We start from the raw sequence: 20,331 nt of genomic DNA, 5'->3' as shown, positions 1-20,331 counted from the left end.
CATGGTGACGCAGACGACCCGCCCTCAGCCGACTCCCGGACCGTCCGCCCGGTCCGCGCCGCCGGAGCCGTCCGGACGGCTCGCGCCCTCGCTCTCCGCGTCCGCCCCGGCGCCTTCGGCGCGTCCCAGAACCTCGACGGCGAGCGCTCGCGTCACCGGCCGCTTGCGGCGCAGCCCTTCCTGATCAAGGGCCGCGACCACGGCCCGGGCGGTCGCGAGCGAGCGCTCGATGCGCCGCTCCACATAGGTGAGCAGCCCCTCGTCGACGGCGAGCTGGCGGTCGGCGAACAGCTTCACGAGCACGGCGCGCAGCAGCGCCGCGTCGGGCGCCGCGATCTGGACCACCGGCATGGCGCGCAGGCGCGAATGCAGGTCGGGCAGGCGCAGCGTCCATCCGGCCGGCGGGGTCGCGACGGTGAGAAGCAGGAAGGCGCCCTGGGCCCGAGCGAGGTTGAGGAGATGGAACAGCGCCACCGCGTCGACGGCGGGCGTGACGTCCTCGATCACCAGGGCGCCGGCGGAGAGCGCGTCGGGCACCCCGGCCTCGGTCAGGGCGGCGGCGGGCAGCAGGCGAGCGCCGGCCCGCTCGGCCCAGATCGCCGCGAGATGGCTCTTGCCGGCCCCGGCGGGACCGGCCAGCACCAGGCCCCGGGCCGGCCAGTCGGGCCAGCGATCGACGAGGGCGAGCGCGGCGGCGTTCGACGGGCTCTCCAGGAAGTCGTCGCGGGAGAAGCTCTCGGGATGCTCCAGGCCGAGCGCGAGCTGCCCCGGATCGGTGGGGCGCAGCGCCATCAGCCGGGCTCGCTCTCGGCCGCCAGATGGCGGACCCATTCGCGCGTGTAGAAGCCGATCGACAACAGCGTCGTCGCGGCGACCAGATACATGATGATCGACTGCACCGGCTCGGCGTCGAAGCCGAAGCCCAGCGCGCCGAGCACCAGCGAGGCGAAGACGATCTGCACCACCGTGTTGACCTTGGAGATCCACAGGGGCCGCACCTTGATCGGCTTGCCGAGCAACAGCGTCAGCGTCACGGCGCCGACGATGAGGATGTCGCGCGACACCACCAGGATGACCAGCCACAACGGGATGCGGCCGAACCAGCCGAGCCCGACGAAGATCGCCACGATCAGCATCTTGTCGGCGAGCGGATCGAGATGAGCGCCGAAGTCGGTCGTCATGCCGAACCGCTTGGCCACGAAGCCGTCGACCGCGTCGGAGACGCCGGCGGCGACGAACAGCAGAAAGGCCAGCCGCATCTCGCCGGCCGCGATCGCCCACACCAGCACCGGCACCATGAGGATGCGGACGATGGTCACGATATTCGGGAGATTGTTAACGACGCTCGGAAAATTCACGCTCGACCCCGGCTGACTTCGACCCGGCTCCGGTCCGGCACGCAGACGACCTCGATTATTCCTTTGGCGAACTTGAATTTCTTATTGTGATCGGCGGCGTTGCGCCAGACCCGATTCCGCCGTACCACCCCGCATCTTCGACGCACCGGACCTGCGAGGCCGTAACCCATGAGCGAGACCAGCCGACCGGGCCTGACCTATGCCGACGCCGGCGTCGACATCGACGCCGGCAACCGGCTGGTCGACCTCATCAAGCCGCTCGTGCGGGCGACCCGCCGGGCGGGCGCCGACGCCGAGATCGGCGGCTTCGGGGCGGTCTTCGACCTCAAGCCGGTCGGGTTCAAGGATCCGGTCCTGGTCGCCGCGACCGACGGGGTCGGCACCAAGCTGAAGATCGCGGTGGAGACCGGCCGGCACGCCACCATCGGCATCGACCTCGTCGCCATGTCGGTCAACGACCTCGTCGTCCAGGGCGCCGAGCCCCTCTTCTTTCTGGATTATTTCGCCTGCGGCCGGCTCGACCCGGAGCGTGCGGCGGCGATCGTCGGCGGCATCGCCGAGGGCTGCCGGCAGGCCGGCTGCGCCCTGATCGGCGGCGAGACGGCCGAGATGCCGGGCGTCTACCAGGGCGACGACTACGACCTCGCCGGCTTCGCGGTCGGTGCCGCCGAGCGCGACGGCCTCCTGCCGCGGCCGGTCGCCGCCGGCGACGTGGTGCTCGGCCTCGCCTCCTCGGGCGTGCACTCGAACGGCTACTCGCTCGTGCGCCGGATCGTCGCGCACTCCGGCCTCGCCTGGGACGCTCCCGCCCCGTTCGACCCGGCCCGCTCGCTCGGCGAGGCGCTGCTCGCGCCGACCCGGATCTATGTCGCAGGGTGTCTGGCCGCGATGCGCGAGACCCGCGCCGTCAAGGCGTTCGCCCACATCACGGGCGGCGGCTTCCCGGACAACATCCCGCGCGTGCTCGGCAAGGGCCAGGGCGTGCGGATCGACCTCGACGCCGTGCCGGTGCCGCCGGTGTTCGGCTGGCTCGCGAAAACCGGCGGGGTCGAGATGCTGGAAATGCTGCGCACCTTCAACTGCGGCGTCGGCATGGTCGCCGTCACGGCGCCCGAGGAGGCCGACGCGGTCGCCGCGGCCCTCGCCCGTGCCGGCGAGAGCGTGTCGCGCATCGGCACCGTGGTCGACGCCGCGCCGAACGCGCCGCGGGTGACCTATACGGGCCGCCTGGCGCTCGACGCCTGATCGAGGGACCGCGGACGATGACGAGCGACGGCACCCCGGGCGAGCGCGCCCGCGAGGATCGCGTCAGAGTGGCGATCCTGATCTCGGGCCGCGGCTCCAACATGGCGGCGCTGATCGAGGCTGCCGCCGACCCGGCCTTTCCGGCCGAGATCGCGCTCGTCGTCTCCAACCGCCCGGACGCCGCCGGGCTTTTGCGCGCGGCGCAAGCGGGCATTCCGACCGCGGTCGTCGACCACAAGCCGTTCGGCAAGGATCGCGAGGCGTTCGACCGGACGATGGACACGGTGCTGCGCGCGCACGGCATCGAGATCGTCTGCCTCGCCGGCTTCATGCGGCTGCTGACGCCATGGTTCGTCGGCCGCTGGGAGGGGCGAATGATCAACGTCCACCCGGCCCTGCTGCCCTCGTTCAAGGGGCTCGACACCCATGCGCGGGCGCTGGCGGCCGGCGTGCGGCTGCACGGCGCCACCGTGCATCTCGTCGTCCCGGAGATGGATTCGGGGCCGATCATCGTGCAGGGAGCCGTCCCGGTCGGCGACGACGACACCGAGGCGAGCCTCGCCGCCCGCGTGCTCGCGGTCGAGCACCGCATCTATCCGCTGGCGCTGCGCTGGCTCGCCGAGGGCCGGATCACCGTGGACGCCGGCCGCTGCCGCATCGCGGGCGCGGCGGCGCCCGACGGGGTGACGATCGCGCCGTCGATGTGAGCCGCGGCGTCACAGGGCCGCCACAGCCGGCCGCATCATGGCGTTCGGCAAGAATCCCCGAGGAGCCCCATGATCACGCTGTACGGCTTCGGCCCCGCCTTCGGGCTGCCCGACCCGAGCCCGTTCGTCACCAAGGCCGAGACGCTCCTGAAGATGGCCGCCGTGCCCTACCGGGCCGTACCGGGCAACCTGCGCAAGGCGCCCAAGGGCAAGCTGCCCTACATCGACGACGACGGCGCCGTGATCGCCGACTCGACGCTGATCCGCTGGCATCTCGAGACGAAGTACGGCCTCGCTCTCGACAAGGATCTGACCGACGCGCAGCGGGCCGTCGCCTGGGCGTTCGAGAAGATGATCGAGGAGCATCTGTACTGGGCTTTCGTCCATGCCCGCTGGATCGACGACGCCAATTTCGACCGCGGGCCGCGGCAATTCTTCGGCGCCGTGCCGGCCCCGATGCGCGGCCTCGTCATCGCCATGGTCCGCCGCGGCGTCAGGCGCGACCTCCACGCGCAGGGCCTGTCGCGCCATTCGCCCGAGGACATGCTGCGGCTCGCCACCCGCTCGATCGACGCGGTCGCCGATTATCTCGGCGACAAGCCGTTCTTCATGGGCGACCAGCCGACCGTCGTCGACGCAACCGTGTTCCCGTTCATGGCCGGCGCGCTGTGCCGCCAGTTCATCACGCCGCTGCGCGTCGCGGCGGAGCGCCGCCCCAATCTCGCAGCCTACGTGGCCCGCATGGCGGTGCGCTATTTCCCGGACTATCCGGAGCTGACCGGCGGCGCGACTGGCTGAATGTCGCCGGAGCGTCATCCCGGGCTCGCGCCTTGCGGCGCGCCCCGGGGACGACGGGCGCATCCCCCAGGTCCGCCCTACTGGCTGACGATCCGGTGCGCCCTGATCACTTCGGCCCACACCGCGGTCTCGCGGCGAATGCGCGCGGCGAAGACGTCCGGCCCCTCGATCGTCACGGTGAGCCCCTGGGACGCGAGCTTGTCCTGCACGGCCGGCGACTGCAGCACCTCGGCCGTCACCGCCGCGAGCGCGTCGCGGGTCTCGGCCGGGACCGCCTTGGGGGCGAGCATGCCGTACCACGAGGTCACATCGATGCCGGCGATGCCGGCCTCGGCGAGCGTCGGCACCTCGGGCACCAGCGGGCTGCGGCGCGCGGTCGTCATCGCCAGCGGCACGACGCTCTTCGCCTGAATGGCCGGCAGCGCCGCCGTCAGATTGGTCGCGACGAGCCCGATGTGATTGCCGATCACGTCGGTGAGCGCCTGCGACGAGCCACGATACGGCACATGGGCGAGCGCGACGCCGGCCGTGTCGTTGAACAACTCCATGGCGAGATGGAGCTGGCTGCCGACGCCCGGCGAGCCGTAGCTGATCCGCTCCGTCTTCGCCTTGGCGATCAGATCGGCGATCGACGACACGCCGAGTCCGGGCGCGGCGACGATGATGTTCGGCGCGCTGGCGAGCAGCGTGACGGGCGCGAAGTCGCGCTCGACGCTGAACGGCAGGTTCGGCATCAGGGTCGGATTGATGGTCAGGTTGCCGGCCGGGATCAGCAGCAGCGTCGCCCCGTCGGGCGCCGCCTTGCGCACCATGTCGATGCCGATATTGCCGGCCCCGCCGGTGCGGTTCTCGACCAGGGCGGCGTGGCCCGAGCGTGCCTGGTACGCCTCGGCGAGCAGCCGGCCGAGCACGTCCACCGGGCCGCCGGGGCTGAACGGCACCACCAGGGTCATGGGCCGTTGCGGAAAGCCGGGCGGCACGCCCGTCGCTCGCGCGGGCGGGGCGGTGAGGGGCAGCGCCGCGGCGCCGGCCAGGGTGGCGAGAAGACCGCGGCGGGTCGGACGAAAGGCGCTCACGGGGGTCATTCGGGGGTCTCCGGTCGGGCGCTGCCCACCCTGGCGGGCTACGCAGTCCGACGGAGATGATAGGCAAGCGACATGCCATGCGCATCAGGCCGGGGCAGCCCCGGCGGCCGCCCGCAGGCATAAAAAAACCCCCGGTGAGAACCGGGGGCTACGGGACGCACCCGCAAGCCGGACGAAGCCGGCCGGGCCGCTTACGCGACCTTGAGGTTCTCCGCGGAGGTCTTGCCGCGGTTGGTGACGAGCTCGTACTCGATCACCTGACCTTCATTCAGGGTGCTGAGGCCGGCCCGCTCGACAGCCGAGATATGGACGAACACGTCCTTATCGCCGGTCGACGGCCGGATGAACCCATAGCCCTTCGTGGGGTTGAACCATTTGACGGTGCCTTTTTGCATCGTCGGTCTCCTGATCAAAGTCTGACGTCGCGATGGACGCGAATGCCGACGAGGGATCGCCGGCCTCCACGTAACAACCTGGATTTTTGGGGAGATCCGAATCGTTGACGTCATTTGACGCTGCGCGGCCGGAGCGGCCAAAAACCGATTGCCATGACCAGATAACGACAGATCCGAAGCCGACGCAAGTTTAAAGCGACATAGCCCGATGGGGATGTACTTCGATAATGCATGTGTAGTCCGCCCTTTACGCAGAGCCAGACCTTGTTGCACCGCATCAAGGTCTGGTCGGTCTGCGCCCGGCGATCGAAATCCCAGCGTCAAGCGTACTTTACGGCGGGGCCGAGGCGCCCGCGCGCCCCCGTAGAAATACCCCCCGATCGGCACGGCTACAGGATGTCGCAGGGGCGCGGTAGGATGATTTGCCCCCGAGGAACAATCCTCGTAAAATGAAAAGACCTTGCGCCATAGTCTTCGCGTCTGTCCGGGGCCGTACTTTGCTTTCACCGCCCCGCCGAGCAGCGGGCGACCTCCGGAGACGCCGCGCCATGGCCGGGTCGCGGAGACTCCGATGGCTCCTGTGAAGACGGCACCGGGCTGGCGCGAGCCGGTCCTCGGGTTGCCGCGTTCGGCCCTGCCGCTCGCCGCGCTGTCGGCGGCCGTCACGGGCCCGCTCGCCCTGTTCGCTTGGGTTCTGCCGGCCGGCATCGTGATGTCGGCCTTCGCGCTGCGCGCCGTCGGGATGGCCGGCACACTGGCGGTCGCCGATCGCGTCACCGGGCCGCCGCGGCGGACCGACCGGCCGACGCTGCGCGACATCGCCGGCGCCGTCGCGCTCGTCGCCGCGACCGCGACCGTGCTGGCCGACATCGACGGCACGGCCCGCTGGCTCGGGCTCCGGGCCGGCTCGCCCAGGCAATAGATCCTGGGCGTTCTTCGGGCGAACGCGACGGCGCTCGCCCAGCGTCCCTGCCGCACGGCCGAGCGAGTGCCGCCGTGACCGACCCGATCCTCACCGTCCCCGGCGTTCTCCGGTGCCCGGCCTCCGGTCGGTCGCCGCGTCCGGGCTTTCGAAAGCTGCTGCAATGAACAAGCCCTATCCGGCCCCCGTGGCGCCCCTCCCCGCGTCCGACCGGGACGGCCCACCCCCGTCCGCCGGCACCGCGGCCGGCCCGGCCCCTGCAGGCGCCACGGCCGCGAGCCCCGCGCCGCTGCCGCCGCATCGCCTGCCGGTCGCCGCCGTGGTCGCGGCCCTCGGCTCCGACGCCGCGCACGGATTGCGGCAGCCCGAGGCGGAGCGCCGGCTCGCCGCGCACGGTCAGAACCGCCTGAAGAGCGCGCCCGAGACCCCGTGGTGGCGCCGCCTCGCCGAGCAGTTCCAGGATTTCCTGGTGATCATCCTGCTGGTGGCGACCGTCATTTCGGGCGTCGAGTGGCTGCTCCAGGAGCCGCGCGAATCCGCCCTGCCCTACGAAGCGATCGTCATCATGGCGATCGTGCTGCTCAACGCCCTGCTCGGCTTCGTCCAGGAGGCGCGGGCGGAGCGGTCGGTGCGCGCCCTGATGGCGCTCGCGGCGCCCGAATCGACCGTGGTGCGCGACGGCGAGCGCCAGCGCATCCCGGCGCACGACATCGTCCCGGGCGACGTGCTGCTCGTCGAGGCGGGCGACCGCATCCCGGCCGACGCGCGGGTGATCGAGGACGCCAACCTGCGCACCGACGAGGCGGCGCTGACCGGCGAGAGCGTGCCGGTGGTCAAGGACGCCGCCGCGATCGACCACGAGGTCGGCCTCGGCGACCGCCGGAACATGCTCTATGCCGGGACCACGGCGACCTACGGGCGCGGCCGCGCCGTCGTGGTCGCGACCGGCATGGGCACCGAGGTCGGCAAGATCGCCGAGCTCATCGAGGGTGCCGAGAAGCAGGCGACGCCCCTGCAGAAGGAGCTCGACCGCACCGGCAAGCGGCTCTCGATCATCATGCTGGTGATCTGCGGCATCGTCTTCGCGACCGGCCTCTTGAAGAACCCGGTCACCGATCTCGACGCGGTCCTCGGCCTGTTCCTGTTCGCCGTGGCGCTCGCCGTCGCGGCGATTCCGGAGGCGCTGCCGGCGATCGTCACGGTCGGGCTCAGCCTCGGCGTGCGCCGGATGGCGCAGAGCAACGCCATCGTCCGCAAGCTGCCGGCCGTCGAGACGCTCGGGGCCGCGACCGTGATCTGCAGCGACAAGACCGGCACGCTGACCCGTAACGAGATGACGGTGCGCACCGTGCTGACCGCAGGCACCGTGGTCGACGTCTCCGGCAGCGGCTACGTGCCGGAGGGCGAGTTCACCATCGCGGGTGCGACGCTGTCCGGACGGCCCGCGCTCGAGGAGGCGGTGGTGCGGACGCTCCGAGCCGCCGCTCTCGTCAACGACGCGACGCTGACGATGCGCGACGGCCGTTGGCGCGTGCAGGGCGACCCGACCGAGGGCGCCCTGGTGGTCGCCGCCCGCAAGGCGGGGCTGACCGAGGCGACGCTTGCGACGTTCCCGCGCATCGCCGAGATTCCGTTCACGTCGGAGCGCAAGCGCCACGCCACCCTGCACGCCGATCCGGCCCGGCCCGGGATCCTCACCTTGTGCGTGAAGGGCGCGCCCGAGGTGCTGCTGCCGCGCTGCCGCGAGATGTTCGACGGCATCGACCTCGTCCCGCTCGACGACGCCGGCCGCGCCGCCGTGACGGCGCAGAACGACGCGCTCGCCGCACAGGCGCTGCGCACCCTCGCTGTCGCCACAAGGACGCTGCGGGCCGAGACGCTGGGGCTCGATCCGACCACGGTCCTCGCCGCCGCGGGCGGCGACATCGAGCTGCCCGAGGACATCGAGGACGACCTCGTCCTGCTCGGCCTCGTCGGCATGATCGACCCGCCGCGGGCCGAGGCCAAGGAGGCGGTCGCGACCGCCAAGCGCGCCCATATCCGCACCGTGATGATCACCGGCGATCATCCGGCGACCGCCGAGGCGATCGCCCGCGAGCTCGCGATCGTCGAGCCCGGCACCCGGGTCGTCACCGGGGCCGCGCTGCGGCGGACGAGCGACGCCGAGCTCGACCGCATCGTCGACGACGTGCGGGTGTTCGCCCGCGTCGATCCCGACCACAAGCTGCGCATCGTCGAGGCGCTGCAACGGCGCGGTCACATCGTCGCGATGACGGGCGACGGCATCAACGACGCGCCGGCGCTGAAGACCGCCAATATCGGCGTCGCCATGGGGATCACCGGCACGGACGTCTCCAAGGAGGCCGCCGACATGGTCCTCACCGACGACAACTTCGCCAGCATCGTCAAGGCGATCGAGGAGGGGCGCGGGATCTTCGACAACATCCGCAAGTATCTCGTCTATCTGCTGTCGTCGAACGCCGGCGAGCTGCTCACCATGTTCGCGGGCGTGATGTTCGCCGGCCTGCTCGGGCTCGCCTCGGCGAACCACGGCCTGTTCCTGCCGCTGCTCGCGGCGCAGCTCCTGTGGATCAACCTGATCACCGACGGCCCGCCCGCGCTGGCGCTCGGCATCGATCCCAAGGACGCCGACGTGATGAACCGCAAGCCGCGGGCGCGCGGCGCCGGCGTGATCGGCACGGCCGACTGGGTGCGGATCGGCGCCGTCGGCCTCGTGATGATGGTCGGCACGCTCGCCGTGCTCGACGCCTACTATCCGGGGGGCATGATCACGCTGTTCGCCACGGAGGCCGCGCCCAACCCCGCCGACGAGGCCTATGCCCGCACCATGGCGTTCACGACGCTGATGATGTTCCAGCTCTTCAACGTCTTCAACGCCCGCTCGGGCCATCGCAGCGCCTTCGTCGGGCTGTTCGCCAATCCGTGGCTGATCGCCGCCGTGGCGTTCTCGCTCGCCGCCCAGATCCTGGTGGTCTACGCGCCCTTCATGCAGGCCGCCTTCCACACTGTCGGCCTCGGGCTCGGCGACTGGGGCGTGGCGACGGCGGTCGGCGCGACGCTCCTCGTCGTGATGGAGATCGTCAAGGCGGGCGTGCGCCTGCGCGGCGTCGCGGAGGCGTGAGGCACTCTCGCTTCGACGCGCCCCGCAGGAAGGCTTCGCAGAGTTCGTCGTTCCGCGGCACGCCGCAGGCGCGAACCCGGAATCCAACGGCGAGCGCGGCATTCCGGGCTGGATTCCGGGTTCGGCGCTGTGCGCCGCCCCGGAACGACCGAGGCGAGCATAGCCCACCGCCCGGGGAGAGGGACGCGCGCCGCACTCGGCCAATCGTCAGAGGATGCCGACACCGCCCTCCGAACCCGCCGACCGACAAAAAACGGCCCCGGTCGTCCGGGGCCGTTTCGTCGTCGAGGGCGCAACGAACGCGCCGCGATCACGCCTCGTGCTCGGCCACCTTCGCGGCCGCGCGGGCCTGCTTGGAGCGCCGCCACAGGCCGCCGACCACCAGCACCAGCACGGCGCAGACCGCGGCCGCGGCGAGCTCGACCTGATGGGCGCCCTCCGCCCCGAAGCGGGCGACCAGCAGCGGCTCGACGGCCGGATCGGTCGCCAGCACCTCGCCCGTGATCCAGCCGAGCAGCGCCGCGCCGGCCCAGATCAGGATCGGGAAGCGGTCGAGCAGGCCCATGATCAGCGCCGCGCCGGCGATGATCAGCGGCACCGACACGGCGAGACCGAAGACCAGTAGCAAGAGGCTGCCGCCGGCCGCCGCCGCGATGGCGATGACGTTGTCGAGACTCATCACGATGTCGGCGATGGCGACCATGCGCACCGCGCGCCACAGATGGTCGGCCGCCTCGACCTCGCCGTGCGACTCGTCCGGCACCAGGAGCTTGCAGGCGATGTAGAACAGCGCCAGGCCTCCGGCGATCTTCAGGTAGGGCATCGTCATCAGCGAGGCGATGACGACCGTGAACAGGATGCGCAGGCCGACCGCGACGCCGGCGCCCAGGATCATGCCCCAGAAGCGCTGCTTCGGCGGCAGGCTGCGGCACGCCATGGCGATCACCACGGCGTTGTCGCCCGACAGCAGGATGTTGATCCAGATGATCTTTCCCACCGCCACCCAGAACGACGGCATGGCCATCTCGGCCATCCCGCTGTGCAGGACGGCGCTCCAATAGGCCGGGTTGAGGTAGTCAGCCGCGATCATGGTCAGCCCCGCTGGCGGTCGGCGGCAGCGCCGACCCGCATCCGTAATCTACACACAAGAGCCGGTCGCAACCATGCCGTGATCCCGCGACCGGCCGGCCGCGAGACCGTCAGCCGACGATCTCGTTCCCGGCGAAGAACTGTGCGATCTCGATCGCCGCCGTCTCGGGCGCGTCGGAACCGTGCACCGAGTTCTCGCCGATCGACTTGGCGTGGACCTTGCGGATGGTGCCTTCGGCCGCCTTGGACGGGTCGGTGGCGCCCATGACCTCGCGATAGCGGGCGATGGCGTTCTCGCCTTCGAGCACCTGCACCACCACCGGACCCGAGATCATGAAGTCGACCAGCTCGCCGAAGAACGGCCGGGCGCTGTGGACGGCGTAGAAGGTCTGTGCCTGCTCGCGGGTGATGCGGACGCGCTTCTGGGCGACGATCCGGAGCCCGGCCTGCTCGATCATGGCATTGATCGCGCCCGTGATATTGCGGGCGACGGCATCCGGCTTGATGATGGAAAAGGTGCGCTCGACGGCCATATGAACTCCCCTGCACCGCCCCTCGCGTGGGCGGCTCATACCCGTGTGGCAAAGCCGCGGCAACGGCCTGCGGCGCAGAGCAGCTATAAAGCGGGAGCCTGCCGAGAGGAACACCCCGGAGCCCAGAAAATTGTGCCCTCGTACCGCTGAAATCCGGTTCTACCAGTGGGTGCCGAAACACCGTGAGGAACGCCTCGCGGTCGTTCGGCGACGGTCCGAGGAGGTCGTGCGATGCGTGTCCTGTTTGCGTTCGTTCTGGGCTTCGCGGTCGCGGTGGGCGGCGCCTATCTGCGCGACAGCACGGTGACGGCGAGCGAGCGCCGCTTCGTCAACTGGGATGTCGTGAAGGAATCGACCGACGCGGCCACGGTGCAACTTCGCGAGCAGTGGAGCCGCCTCACCGGACGCTGAGGGACGCCGGCGGCGGCCGACGGAGCGACCTTCGCCGACGCCCGACCGGCCGACCGGCTACAGAGGCGGCCGTTACAGGGCGGTCGCTCGAGGTCGGTGGGCTCCCACCGGGCAGGGTCGTCGGCGCCGACGACGTCCATGTGCGCCTGGATGTCGTTGTGCAGCATGGCGGACTCCTCGATGATGGGCCGGATCGACCGGCCCCCGCGACGGCGGTTCCGGCCGACGCCCGATCGGCGGTGAGGAGTTTGCTATGCGCGCAGTCTGGTACGAGCGGAACGGCCCCGCCCGCGAGGTGCTGACCGTCGGCGAGATGCCGACCCCGGAGCCCGGCCCCGGCGAGGTGCGGGTCCGCCTCGCCACCTCGGGCGTCAACCCGTCCGACGTGAAAGCGCGCGAGGGCCGCACCCGCAAGATCGCCTTTCCGCGCGTGATCCCGCACAGCGACGGCGCCGGCGTGATCGACGCGGTCGGTGCCGGCGTGCCGGCGACCCGCATCGGCGAGCGGGTGTGGACCTGGAATGCGCAGTGGAAGCGCGCCTTCGGCACCTGCGCCGAGTTCGTCGCGCTGCCGAGCGCGACGGCCGTCCGCCTGCCCGACGACGTGGGCTTCGAGGCCGGCGCCTGCCTGGGCATCCCGGTGATGACGGCGGCTCACGTGATCGCGACCGCGCAGGCGGATGCCGCCGCGACGCTGCTGATCAGCGGTGGCGCCGGCGCGGTGTCGCATTACGCCATCCAGCTCGCCAAGATGCGCGGCGCCGTGGTGATCACGACGGTCAGCTCGCCCGAGAAGGCGGCCCTCGCCCGTGCGGCCGGGGCCGACCACGTGATCGACTATCGACGCGAGGATGTCGGCGCGCGGGTGAAGGAGCTGACCGAGGGGGCCGGCGTCGACGCCGTGATCGAGCTCGACATCGCCGCCAATGCGGCGCTGCTGCCGGGCGTCCTGCGGCCGCGCGGCAAGGTCGTCGTCTACGGCACCGGCGCCATGGACGGGCCGGTGCCGCTCTACTTCTTCCTGGCGAACCAGATCACGCTGCAGTTCGTGTTCGTCTACGAGCTGACCGCGCAGGAGCGCGCGACCGCGCTCGCCATCATCGCCGAGGCGCTGGCCGCGGGGCGGCTCGTCCACAACATCGCGGCGACGATGCCGCTCGCCGCCGCCGTCGATGCGCACGAGGCGGTCGAGAGCGGCCGAGTCGCCGGGAACGTGGTGCTGACGATCTGAGGACGGGCGTTCGACGCGCCCCACGTGGCGCCGCCGGCGCCGCGTGGAGCGCGTTCAGCGGCTCACTGGCCGTACTTCTCGAGCACCTTGCGGCACGGGACGCTGAGCTTCTGGCGCTGCGCCTGGAAGCAGCTCAGCACCGCCATGTCGTCGCCCAGATAGGGCTTGCACAGCGTGGTCGCGTCGCGGTGGCAGGCCTTCTGGTCGTCGTCCGTCCCGCGGGTCGGAATCGGCAGCGGGAACGACGGCTTCTGCGCCAGCGCGGCCGACGAGGCCAGGACGGCGGGAGCGACGACGAGAACGGCGAGCAAACGAAGCATTGGACCTCCTGTGCGCCGAGACATCGGCCACCGCGAATCAGCATCCGCGGCTTTTATATCATTCGGAACGTCGGACCGGATTCACGCACCGGGCGATGCCCGGCCGCTTTTCCCCCGCCGTCGCCACAGGCCGCGGCAATGCGGCTTTCCTGTGAACACCGCCGCGACCGGGCCCGCGAACGTCGGTGACCGCGGCGACGACCGCGGACGAAAGACGGCGTACAGCCCTGATCGCGATTCGCCAGTCTGCCGGAACCGCCGTCACGCCGTGGCTGCTTCGCGCGGTCATCGCACGAAATGATAGATCCCGTTCAGCCCGATCAGGCCGACCACGATCAGATAGAAGGCGACGACGTAATTGAGCAGGCGCGGCATGATCAGGATGAGGATGCCGGCGACGAGGGCGACGAGCGGCGAGATGTGGGCGGCCGTGATGGTCATCGAGGTGCTCCCGGAGAATGGCGTGCGGGCGGACGGCCCACCCGGACGATGATCGGCCCGAACGGTTCGGTGCCCGAACGGTTCGGGCCGGCACGAGGCGGCACCCGAACAACGCGGTGCCGCCGAGCCTGTTCATTCGATTCGGCTCAAATTGAGACCCGGCGGCTCGACGACCGCGACGTTTGCCGGTAGGAGGGGGCGCGGACGTTTCCTCGCGAGGGCGCGATGCCGACCGACTGCCTGTTCCGTGACGACTCCTATTTGCGCGACTGCGACGCCACCGTGGTCGGCGTGACGCCCGAGGGCGGCATCGTGCTCGACCGCACCGTGTTCTACGCCGCCTCCGGCGGCCAACCGGGCGACCACGGCACGCTGACCACCGCCGACGGAACCGTGATCCCGATCGAGACGGCCGTCTACACCGACGCACTCAAGACCGAGATCGCCCATCTGCCGCCGAAGGGCGCCGCCGCGCCGCCGCCCGCGATCGGCACGCCCGTGAACGCGGCGATCGACTGGGCGCTGCGCCACGGGCGCATGCGCATCCACACGGCGCTGCATCTCCTCTCCGCCGTGCTGCCCTATGCGGTGACGGGCGGCTCGATCGGCGACGCCGACGGCAGGCTCGACTTCGACATCCCGGACGCCGGCCTCGACAAGGATGCGATCACGGAAAAGCTCGCCGGCATGATCGCCATCGACGCGGCGGTGACGAGCCGCTGGATCACCGACGCCGAGCTCGAGGCCAATCCGAGCCTCGTGAAGACCATGTCGGTGAAGCCGCCGATCGGCACCGGCCGGGTGCGGCTGATCGAGATCGAGGGGCTGGACCTGCAGCCCTGCGGCGGGACGCATGTGGCGCGCACCGGCGAGATCGGCGCCGTGCGGGTCACCCAGATCGAGAAGAAGGGCAAGATCAACCGCCGCGTCCGCATCGCGTTCGCCTGAGCACCCCGACGTCGCGTCCGCGCGCTTCCCCGTTCCGTTCCCGCCTCCCGGCGTCCCCTACAGGATCCACCATGACCGCCCGTCCGTCGCCCTTCGTCTCGACCGAATGGCTCGCCGAAAAGCGCGGCCGAGAAGGCCTCGTCGTGCTCGACGCCTCCTATTATCTGCCGACCCAGAACCGCGACCCCGAAGCCGAGTATCGGGCCGCGCACATCCCGGGCGCGCTGCGCTTCGACATCAACGCCGTCGCCGACCAGACGACCACCCTGCCCCACATGCTGCCGACGGCGGAAGACTTCGCCGCCGCGGTCGGCGCCATGGGCATCGCCGAGACCGACACGATCGTCGTCTATGACGGGCTCGGCCTGTTCTCGGCCCCGCGCGTCTGGTGGACGTTTCGGCTGTTCGGCGCCCGGAACGTGTTCGTGCTCGAAGGCGGTTTCCCGCGCTGGATCGCCGAAGGCCGGCCGGTCGAGAGCGGGACGCCGACCCGGGCGCCGACGACGTTCCGGGTGACGGCGCCGGCCGACCTCGTCGCCGACGTCGCCCGCGTGCAGAAGACCATCGCCGAGGGCTCGGCCCAGGTGGTCGACGCGCGCGCCGCCGAGCGCTTCACCGGCGAAGCTCCCGAGCCGCGCGCCGGCCTGCCGTCCGGTCACATCCCGGGCTCCTACAACGTGCCGCACGCGGCGCTGGTCGAGAACGGCGTCCTCAAGCCCGCGGCGGAGCTGCGGGCCGCCTTCGCGGCCGGCGGCGTCGACCTCGACAAGCCGGTGCTGACCACCTGCGGCTCGGGCGTCTCGGCGGCGGTGCTGTGGATCGCCCTCCACACCCTCGGCCGCGACCCGGTAGCCCTCTACGACGGCTCGTGGACCGAATGGGCCGGGCGTGGCGATCTGCCGATCGCGACCGGGAAACGCTGACACGCGAGACGGCCGCGACCGTCGCCGCTTCAGCGTTCCCTCCCCCCTTGTGGGGGAGGGACAGGGAGGGGGGTGAGCCACGGTCTCCGAATTCGTGGCTCACCCCCCTCTCCACCTCTCCCCCACAGCAAGTCGGGCTTGCCCGACTTGCTCACCTCAATGCGCAAACCGGGCGAGCCCGGTTTGCATGGGGGAGAGAGCAGGACGGCGCATGCGGCAACTCGGCAGATCACTCGCTCAGCCCCAGCCCAAGCGCCATCTACCCCAGTATCTGCCCCAGGAACGTCTTCGTCCGCTCGTGCTGCGGATGGGAGAAGAACTCCTCCGGCGTGTTGATCTCGACGATCTGACCGGCGTCCATGAAGACGACGCGGTCGGCGACCTGGCGGGCGAAGCCCATCTCGTGGGTGACGCAGAGCATGGTCATGCCGGTCTCGGCGAGCGACACCATGGTGTCGAGCACCTCCTTGACCATCTCGGGATCGAGCGCCGAGGTCGGCTCGTCGAACATCATGATCTTCGGACTCATGCACAGCGCGCGGGCGATGGCGACGCGCTGCTGCTGGCCGCCCGAGAGCTGCGCCGGATACTTGTTGGCCTGCTCGGGGATGCGCACGCGGGCGAGATAACGCATCGCGATCTCCTCGGCCTCCTTGCGCGGCATCTTGCGCACATGGATCGGCGCGAGCGTGCAGTTCTGCAGGACGGTGAGGTGCGGGAACAGGTTGAACTGCTGGAACACCATTCCCACCTCGCGGCGCACCTCGTCGATGCGCTTGAGGTCGTCGGTGACGCTCACCCCGTCGACCACGATCGAGCCGCGCTGGAACGGCTCCAGCGCATTGACGCAGCGGATCATCGTCGACTTGCCGGAGCCCGACGGCCCGCAGATGACGATGCGCTCGCCGCGCGTCACCTCCAGGTTCACGTCGGAGAGCACCTGGAACTCGCCGAACCACTTGTACACGCCGGAGATCTTCACGGCCACGTCGCCCGGCACGCCGCTCGCGGCGGCGGTCGGCACGTCGGCGCGGGTTTCGGTGGTCACGCCCATGGCGACAATCCCTCTCAGCGCCGGTCGCCGGCGGCGAGGCGCCGCTCGATCCCGGTCGCGTAGCGCGACATGAAGTGGCAGGCGACGAAGTAGCAGACCGCCGCGAAGGCGTAGCCCGTCGTGCTGGTCACCGGCGTCGCCCAGGCCGGATCGACGCGGGCGATCTCGATGGTGCGCAGGAAGTCGAAGATACCGACGAAGAACACCAGCGTCGTGTCCTTGAACAGCGCGATGTAGTTGTTGACGATGTTGGGGATCGTCACGCGCAGCGCCTGCGGCAGCACGACCAGCGCCAGCATGCGCCAGTAGCCCAAGCCCAGCGCCCGCGCCGCCTCGTACTGGCCCTTGGGAATCGAGGCGAGGCCGGCCCGCACCACCTCGGCCATGTAGGCGGAGGCGAAGATCGCGATGCCGACGAGCGCACGGAGGAGTTTGTCGGGCGACCAGGCGGGCGGCACGAACAGCGGCAGCATCACGCTCGCCATGAACAGCACCGTGATCAGCGGCACGCCGCGGACGAGCTCGATGAAGCCGATCGAGAAGAGCCGCACCGCCGGCATGGTCGAGCGTCGCCCGAGCGCCAGCAGGATGCCGATCGGCAGCGACACGACGATGCCGACCGAGGCGACGACCAGCGTCACCAGGAGGCCGCCCCACAGCGCCGTGTCGACCACCGAGAGGCCGAGCGCCGGCCAGCCGCGCAGCAGGATGAACGAGACGGTCGGCAGCGCCAGGAAGAAGAAGGCGGCGCCGAGGTCGCGACGCGGCGCGTCGAGCCACAGCAGCCAGATGGTGCCGAAGGCGAGCAGCGCGAAGAACACGTCGACGCGCCAGCGCTCGGCGAGCGGATACGGGCCGTAGATGAAGAACGAGAACCAGGTGCGCACGAAGGCCCAGCAGGCGCCCGGATCGGGATTGCCGGCCGACGGCAGGCAGGCGTCGCGGCCCGACCCGCTCCACACGGCGTCGATCAGCAGGAAGTCGACCAACGGCGGGATCGTCCACCACGCCGCGGCGACCACCAGGAGCGTGAGCAGCCCGCTCAGCGGCGTCGCGAACAGGTTCTTGCGGACCCAGTGGAGCGGTCCGGACGGCAGCGGCGGCCGCACCACATGCGCCGCCGGCGCGGTGCGGACATAGGCGACACTGGACTTCGGCCCGGCGGCGAGGTCGCTCATGGGCACCCCGCCGACGAGATCACGGCATTTCGACTCGTCCTCTGGAGCAGCCCCGAGCACCGGCACCCTCTCCCTTGGGGAGAGGGTCGGGCGCGAGCGAAGCTCGCGACCGGGGTGAGGGGCGTATGCGCCGATAATCGACCTCGGCCCCCCCTCACCCGACGCGCTTCGCGCGTCGACCTCTCCCCGCTGGGGAGAGGTGAAGAGAAGACGGCGGCGAAGTGGATCATCATGCCTCACCGCTCCGCCGGGGTGATCCGGGCGTTGTACCAGTTCATCAGCGCCGAGGTGGCGAGGCTGATGGAGAGGTACACGGCCATGGTGATGACGACGACCTCGACGGCCTGGCCGGTGTTGTTGAGCACCGTGCCGGTGAAGATCTGGACGAGATCCGGGTAGCCGATGGCGACCGCGAGCGAGGAGTTCTTGGTGAGGTTGAGATACTGGTTGGTGAGCGGCGGCACGATCACGCGCATCGCCTGCGGCACGATCACGAGCCGCAGGGCCGCGCCGCGGCGCAGGCCGAGCGCGCTCGCCGCCTCGGTCTGGCCCTTCGGCACCGCCATCAGGCCGGCCCGCACCGCCTCGGCGATGAAGGCGGCCGTGTAGATCGCAAGCCCGGCCAGCAGCGCGACGAACTCGGGCAGCACCTCGAGCCCGCCGCGGATGTTGAAGCGCCCCATCTCCGGATACGAGACGACGACCGACACGCCGACCGCGGCCGCCGTCACAGCAGGCGGCACCAGCACGAGGAGCGCCGAGACGGCGGCGCGCCGTCCGCCCCGCCCGAACGCCCCCATCCGCTCGTGCAGCGCCCCGAAGCCGATCGCCAGCACGACGCCGACCACCAGCGCGACGGCGACCGCGCCGCCACCGGCGATCTGCGGGTCGGGAAGAAACAGGCCCCGATTGTTGAGATAGCTGCCGCCCGGCAGCGCGATGCTGGCGCGGATGTCCGGCAGCGCCTTGAGGACGGCGTTGTACCAGAACAGGAGCTGCAGCAGCAGCGGGATGTTGCGGATCAGCTCGACATAGCCGCCGCACAGCTTGGCGACGAGCCAGTTCTGCGACAGCCGGCCGATGCCGATCAGGAAGCCCAGCACGGTCGCCAGCACGATGCCGAGCCCGGCGACCAGCAGGGTGTTGAGGAGGCCGACCCAGAAGGCGCGGCCGTAGTTGGAGGCGTGCGCCGAGTAGGAGATCAGCGTCTGCGAGATGTCGAAGCCGGCCGTGACGTTCCAGAAGCCGAAGCCGGTGGCGATCTGGGCACGGGCGAGATTCTCCGAGACGTTGGCGACCGCCGCCCAGGCGAGCGCGGCGACCACGAGGCACAGCGCCACCTGATAGACGATGCCGCGCACCCGAGGTCGCCGCCACAGCGGCACCTCGGGGAAGCTCGCCGTCGGCACGGGGGCACCGGCCCGCTCGCTCATGGCGCGGTCCCCCGCGCGGCCGGGATCAGCGCACCGGGGGTGCGTATTGGAGACCGCCCTTGGTCCACAGCGCGTTCTGGCCGCGCGTGATCTTGAGCGGCGAGCCCTGGCCGATGGTGCGGTCGAACACCTCGCCGTAATTGCCGACGCCCTTCACGATGCGCACGGCCCAATCCTTGGTCAGGCCGAGCGCCTCGCCGAAATTGCCTTCGGTGCCCAGGAGACGCTTGATCTCCGGATTGTCGGACTTCACCTGCTCGTCGACATTGGCCTTGGTGATGCCGAACTCCTCGGCGTTGAGCATGGCGAACAACGTCCACCGCACGATGTCGAACCACTGGTCGTCGCCGTGCCGCACGAAGGCCGAGAACGGCTCCTTGGAGATGATCTCGGGCAGGACGACATGGTCCTCCGGCTTGGCGAGCTTCAGGCGCACGCTGTAGAGCTGCGAGGCGTCGGTCGTGTAGGCGTCGCAGCGGCGGCTGTCGTAGGCCTTCAGCGCCTCGTCGAGCGTCGCGAAGGCGATCGGCTTCGACGACGCCATCTTGTTGGCGCGGAAGTAGTCGGACAGGTTCAGCTCGGTGGTGGTGCCCTGTTGCACGCACACCGAGGCGCCGTTGAGCTCGAGCGCCGAATTGATCTTGAGATCCTTGCGGACGATGAAGCCCTGGCCGTCGAAGTAGTTGATGCCGGTGGCGTTGAGGCCGAGCTGGGTGTCGCGCGACAGCGTCCAGGTGGTGTTGCGGATCAGCACGTCGACGTCACCGGACTGCAGCGCCGTGAAGCGGTCCTTGGCAGTGAGCGCGACGAACTTCACCTTCTGCGGGTCGTTGAAGATCGCCGCCGCGAGGGCGCGGCACAGCTCCACGTCGAAGCCGGTCCAGATGCCCTGCGCGTCCGGCATGCCGAACCCGGGCAGCTGCCCGTTGGCGCCGCAGTTGAGCGCGCCGCGCGCCTTGATGGTGTCGAGAGTCGCCGCCTCCGCAGGCGCGCCCGTCGTCAGGGCTGCGCACGCGGCGAGCAGAGCGACGAAAACCCGTTTCATGATCGCCTCATTGACAGTGCGTGGAGTCCGGTGCAAGGGCACGGCCGGTCGAAGCGATCGGTCGCGGCGAACG

Annotated in this window: 21 protein-coding genes; 9 read left to right on the top strand and 12 right to left on the bottom strand. The window is 70.5% G+C overall.

The genetic code is table 11. The annotated features are described in order from the left end of the window. Positions 1-24: 24 nt before the first annotated feature. Both ACFSOX_RS02085 and ACFSOX_RS02080 read right to left on the bottom strand, forming a co-directional pair. Positions 25-792 carry a P-loop NTPase family protein gene (locus ACFSOX_RS02085; RefSeq protein ID WP_378476130.1) on the bottom strand — a complete coding sequence of 256 codons (768 nt, stop codon included), beginning with the start codon at positions 790-792 and terminating at the stop codon, positions 25-27. Next, the gene (locus ACFSOX_RS02080) at positions 792-1,358 is read right to left on the bottom strand and encodes a CDP-alcohol phosphatidyltransferase family protein (RefSeq protein WP_378476129.1); all 567 of its coding nucleotides are present in this window, start codon (positions 1,356-1,358) and stop codon (positions 792-794) included. Before ACFSOX_RS02080 ends, ACFSOX_RS02085 begins: the two co-directional genes overlap by 1 nt. Positions 1,359-1,526: 168 nt before the next feature. On the opposite strand from ACFSOX_RS02080, the gene purM reads away from it, so the two are divergent. From purM to ACFSOX_RS02065, 3 genes are all read left to right on the top strand, one after another. Then, positions 1,527-2,603: a phosphoribosylformylglycinamidine cyclo-ligase gene (gene purM / locus ACFSOX_RS02075; protein WP_378476128.1), complete on the top strand. Its 1,077-nt coding sequence runs from the start codon at positions 1,527-1,529 to the stop codon at positions 2,601-2,603. 17 nt (positions 2,604-2,620) lie between these two features. Continuing rightward, positions 2,621-3,310 carry a phosphoribosylglycinamide formyltransferase gene (gene purN, locus ACFSOX_RS02070; RefSeq protein ID WP_378476127.1) on the top strand — a complete coding sequence of 230 codons (690 nt, stop codon included), beginning with the start codon at positions 2,621-2,623 and terminating at the stop codon, positions 3,308-3,310. Between the two features lie 69 nt (positions 3,311-3,379). After that, the gene (locus ACFSOX_RS02065; protein WP_378476126.1) at positions 3,380-4,108 is read left to right on the top strand and encodes a glutathione S-transferase family protein; all 729 of its coding nucleotides are present in this window, start codon (positions 3,380-3,382) and stop codon (positions 4,106-4,108) included. Between the two features lie 77 nt (positions 4,109-4,185). Here the strand turns inward: ACFSOX_RS02065 and ACFSOX_RS02060 are convergent, their stop codons facing one another. After that, the gene (locus tag ACFSOX_RS02060) at positions 4,186-5,193 is read right to left on the bottom strand and encodes a tripartite tricarboxylate transporter substrate binding protein (protein WP_378476125.1); all 1,008 of its coding nucleotides are present in this window, start codon (positions 5,191-5,193) and stop codon (positions 4,186-4,188) included. A gap of 191 nt (positions 5,194-5,384) precedes the next feature. After that, positions 5,385-5,588 (bottom strand): cold-shock protein, encoded by a 204-nt coding sequence (locus ACFSOX_RS02055; protein ID WP_111360442.1) that lies wholly within the window; start codon positions 5,586-5,588, stop codon positions 5,385-5,387. Between the two features lie 571 nt (positions 5,589-6,159). Between ACFSOX_RS02055 and ACFSOX_RS02050 the strand changes: the two genes are divergently transcribed. Together ACFSOX_RS02050 and ACFSOX_RS02045 are read left to right on the top strand one after the other, a co-directional pair. Further along, positions 6,160-6,510, top strand: a complete 351-nt coding sequence (locus ACFSOX_RS02050; RefSeq protein WP_378476124.1) for a hypothetical protein — start codon at positions 6,160-6,162, stop codon at positions 6,508-6,510. Positions 6,511-6,673: 163 nt separating this feature from the next. Continuing rightward, positions 6,674-9,652 carry a cation-translocating P-type ATPase gene (locus tag ACFSOX_RS02045; RefSeq protein WP_378476123.1) on the top strand — a complete coding sequence of 993 codons (2,979 nt, stop codon included), beginning with the start codon at positions 6,674-6,676 and terminating at the stop codon, positions 9,650-9,652. 310 nt (positions 9,653-9,962) lie between these two features. Here ACFSOX_RS02045 and ACFSOX_RS02040 read toward each other — a convergent pair whose 3' ends face one another. Both ACFSOX_RS02040 and ndk read right to left on the bottom strand, forming a co-directional pair. After that, positions 9,963-10,742, bottom strand: coding sequence for a TerC family protein (locus tag ACFSOX_RS02040; RefSeq protein WP_378476122.1), 780 nt, complete (start codon positions 10,740-10,742; stop codon positions 9,963-9,965). 109 nt (positions 10,743-10,851) lie between these two features. Continuing rightward, the gene (gene ndk, locus ACFSOX_RS02035; protein WP_378476121.1) at positions 10,852-11,274 is read right to left on the bottom strand and encodes a nucleoside-diphosphate kinase; all 423 of its coding nucleotides are present in this window, start codon (positions 11,272-11,274) and stop codon (positions 10,852-10,854) included. A 231-nt stretch (positions 11,275-11,505) separates the two neighbouring features. Here ndk and ACFSOX_RS02030 point away from each other — a divergent pair, with 231 nt between their 5' ends. Together ACFSOX_RS02030 and ACFSOX_RS02025 are read left to right on the top strand one after the other, a co-directional pair. Then, positions 11,506-11,685, top strand: a complete 180-nt coding sequence (locus ACFSOX_RS02030; RefSeq protein ID WP_378476120.1) for a hypothetical protein — start codon at positions 11,506-11,508, stop codon at positions 11,683-11,685. Between the two features lie 253 nt (positions 11,686-11,938). After that, positions 11,939-12,916, top strand: coding sequence for an NADPH:quinone reductase (locus tag ACFSOX_RS02025; protein WP_378476119.1), 978 nt, complete (start codon positions 11,939-11,941; stop codon positions 12,914-12,916). A 62-nt stretch (positions 12,917-12,978) separates the two neighbouring features. Here the strand turns inward: ACFSOX_RS02025 and ACFSOX_RS02020 are convergent, their stop codons facing one another. Continuing rightward, the gene (locus ACFSOX_RS02020) at positions 12,979-13,236 is read right to left on the bottom strand and encodes a hypothetical protein (RefSeq protein ID WP_378476118.1); all 258 of its coding nucleotides are present in this window, start codon (positions 13,234-13,236) and stop codon (positions 12,979-12,981) included. 285 nt (positions 13,237-13,521) lie between these two features. Then, on the bottom strand, positions 13,522-13,677 hold the full coding sequence (locus ACFSOX_RS02015; RefSeq protein ID WP_378476117.1) for a DUF3096 domain-containing protein: 156 nt from the start codon (positions 13,675-13,677) through the stop codon (positions 13,522-13,524). Between the two features lie 225 nt (positions 13,678-13,902). On the opposite strand from ACFSOX_RS02015, the gene ACFSOX_RS02010 reads away from it, so the two are divergent. Beyond that, a complete protein-coding gene (locus tag ACFSOX_RS02010) occupies positions 13,903-14,625 on the top strand; it encodes an alanyl-tRNA editing protein (protein ID WP_378476116.1) in 723 nt (240 codons plus the stop codon). Between the two features lie 71 nt (positions 14,626-14,696). Then, positions 14,697-15,548, top strand: coding sequence for a 3-mercaptopyruvate sulfurtransferase (gene sseA, locus ACFSOX_RS02005; RefSeq protein ID WP_378476115.1), 852 nt, complete (start codon positions 14,697-14,699; stop codon positions 15,546-15,548). Positions 15,549-15,807: 259 nt separating this feature from the next. Here sseA and ACFSOX_RS02000 read toward each other — a convergent pair whose 3' ends face one another. The 4 genes from ACFSOX_RS02000 to ACFSOX_RS01985 form a co-directional block, all read right to left on the bottom strand. After that, positions 15,808-16,596 carry an amino acid ABC transporter ATP-binding protein gene (locus tag ACFSOX_RS02000; RefSeq protein ID WP_378476420.1) on the bottom strand — a complete coding sequence of 263 codons (789 nt, stop codon included), beginning with the start codon at positions 16,594-16,596 and terminating at the stop codon, positions 15,808-15,810. A gap of 20 nt (positions 16,597-16,616) precedes the next feature. Then, positions 16,617-17,780 (bottom strand): amino acid ABC transporter permease, encoded by a 1,164-nt coding sequence (locus ACFSOX_RS01995; RefSeq protein ID WP_378476114.1) that lies wholly within the window; start codon positions 17,778-17,780, stop codon positions 16,617-16,619. Positions 17,781-18,016: 236 nt separating this feature from the next. After that, positions 18,017-19,213: an amino acid ABC transporter permease gene (locus tag ACFSOX_RS01990; RefSeq protein ID WP_378476113.1), complete on the bottom strand. Its 1,197-nt coding sequence runs from the start codon at positions 19,211-19,213 to the stop codon at positions 18,017-18,019. Between the two features lie 25 nt (positions 19,214-19,238). After that, on the bottom strand, positions 19,239-20,258 hold the full coding sequence (locus ACFSOX_RS01985; RefSeq protein ID WP_378476112.1) for an amino acid ABC transporter substrate-binding protein: 1,020 nt from the start codon (positions 20,256-20,258) through the stop codon (positions 19,239-19,241). Positions 20,259-20,331: the final 73 nt, after the last annotated feature.

Origin of the sequence: Rhodoplanes azumiensis (assembly GCF_042682915.1) — a bacterium.
Classification (GTDB): domain Bacteria; phylum Pseudomonadota; class Alphaproteobacteria; order Rhizobiales; family Xanthobacteraceae; genus Rhodoplanes; species Rhodoplanes azumiensis.
Note: the sequence above shows the minus strand (reverse complement) of the source record. Positions and strands in the feature narration are given on the sequence as shown.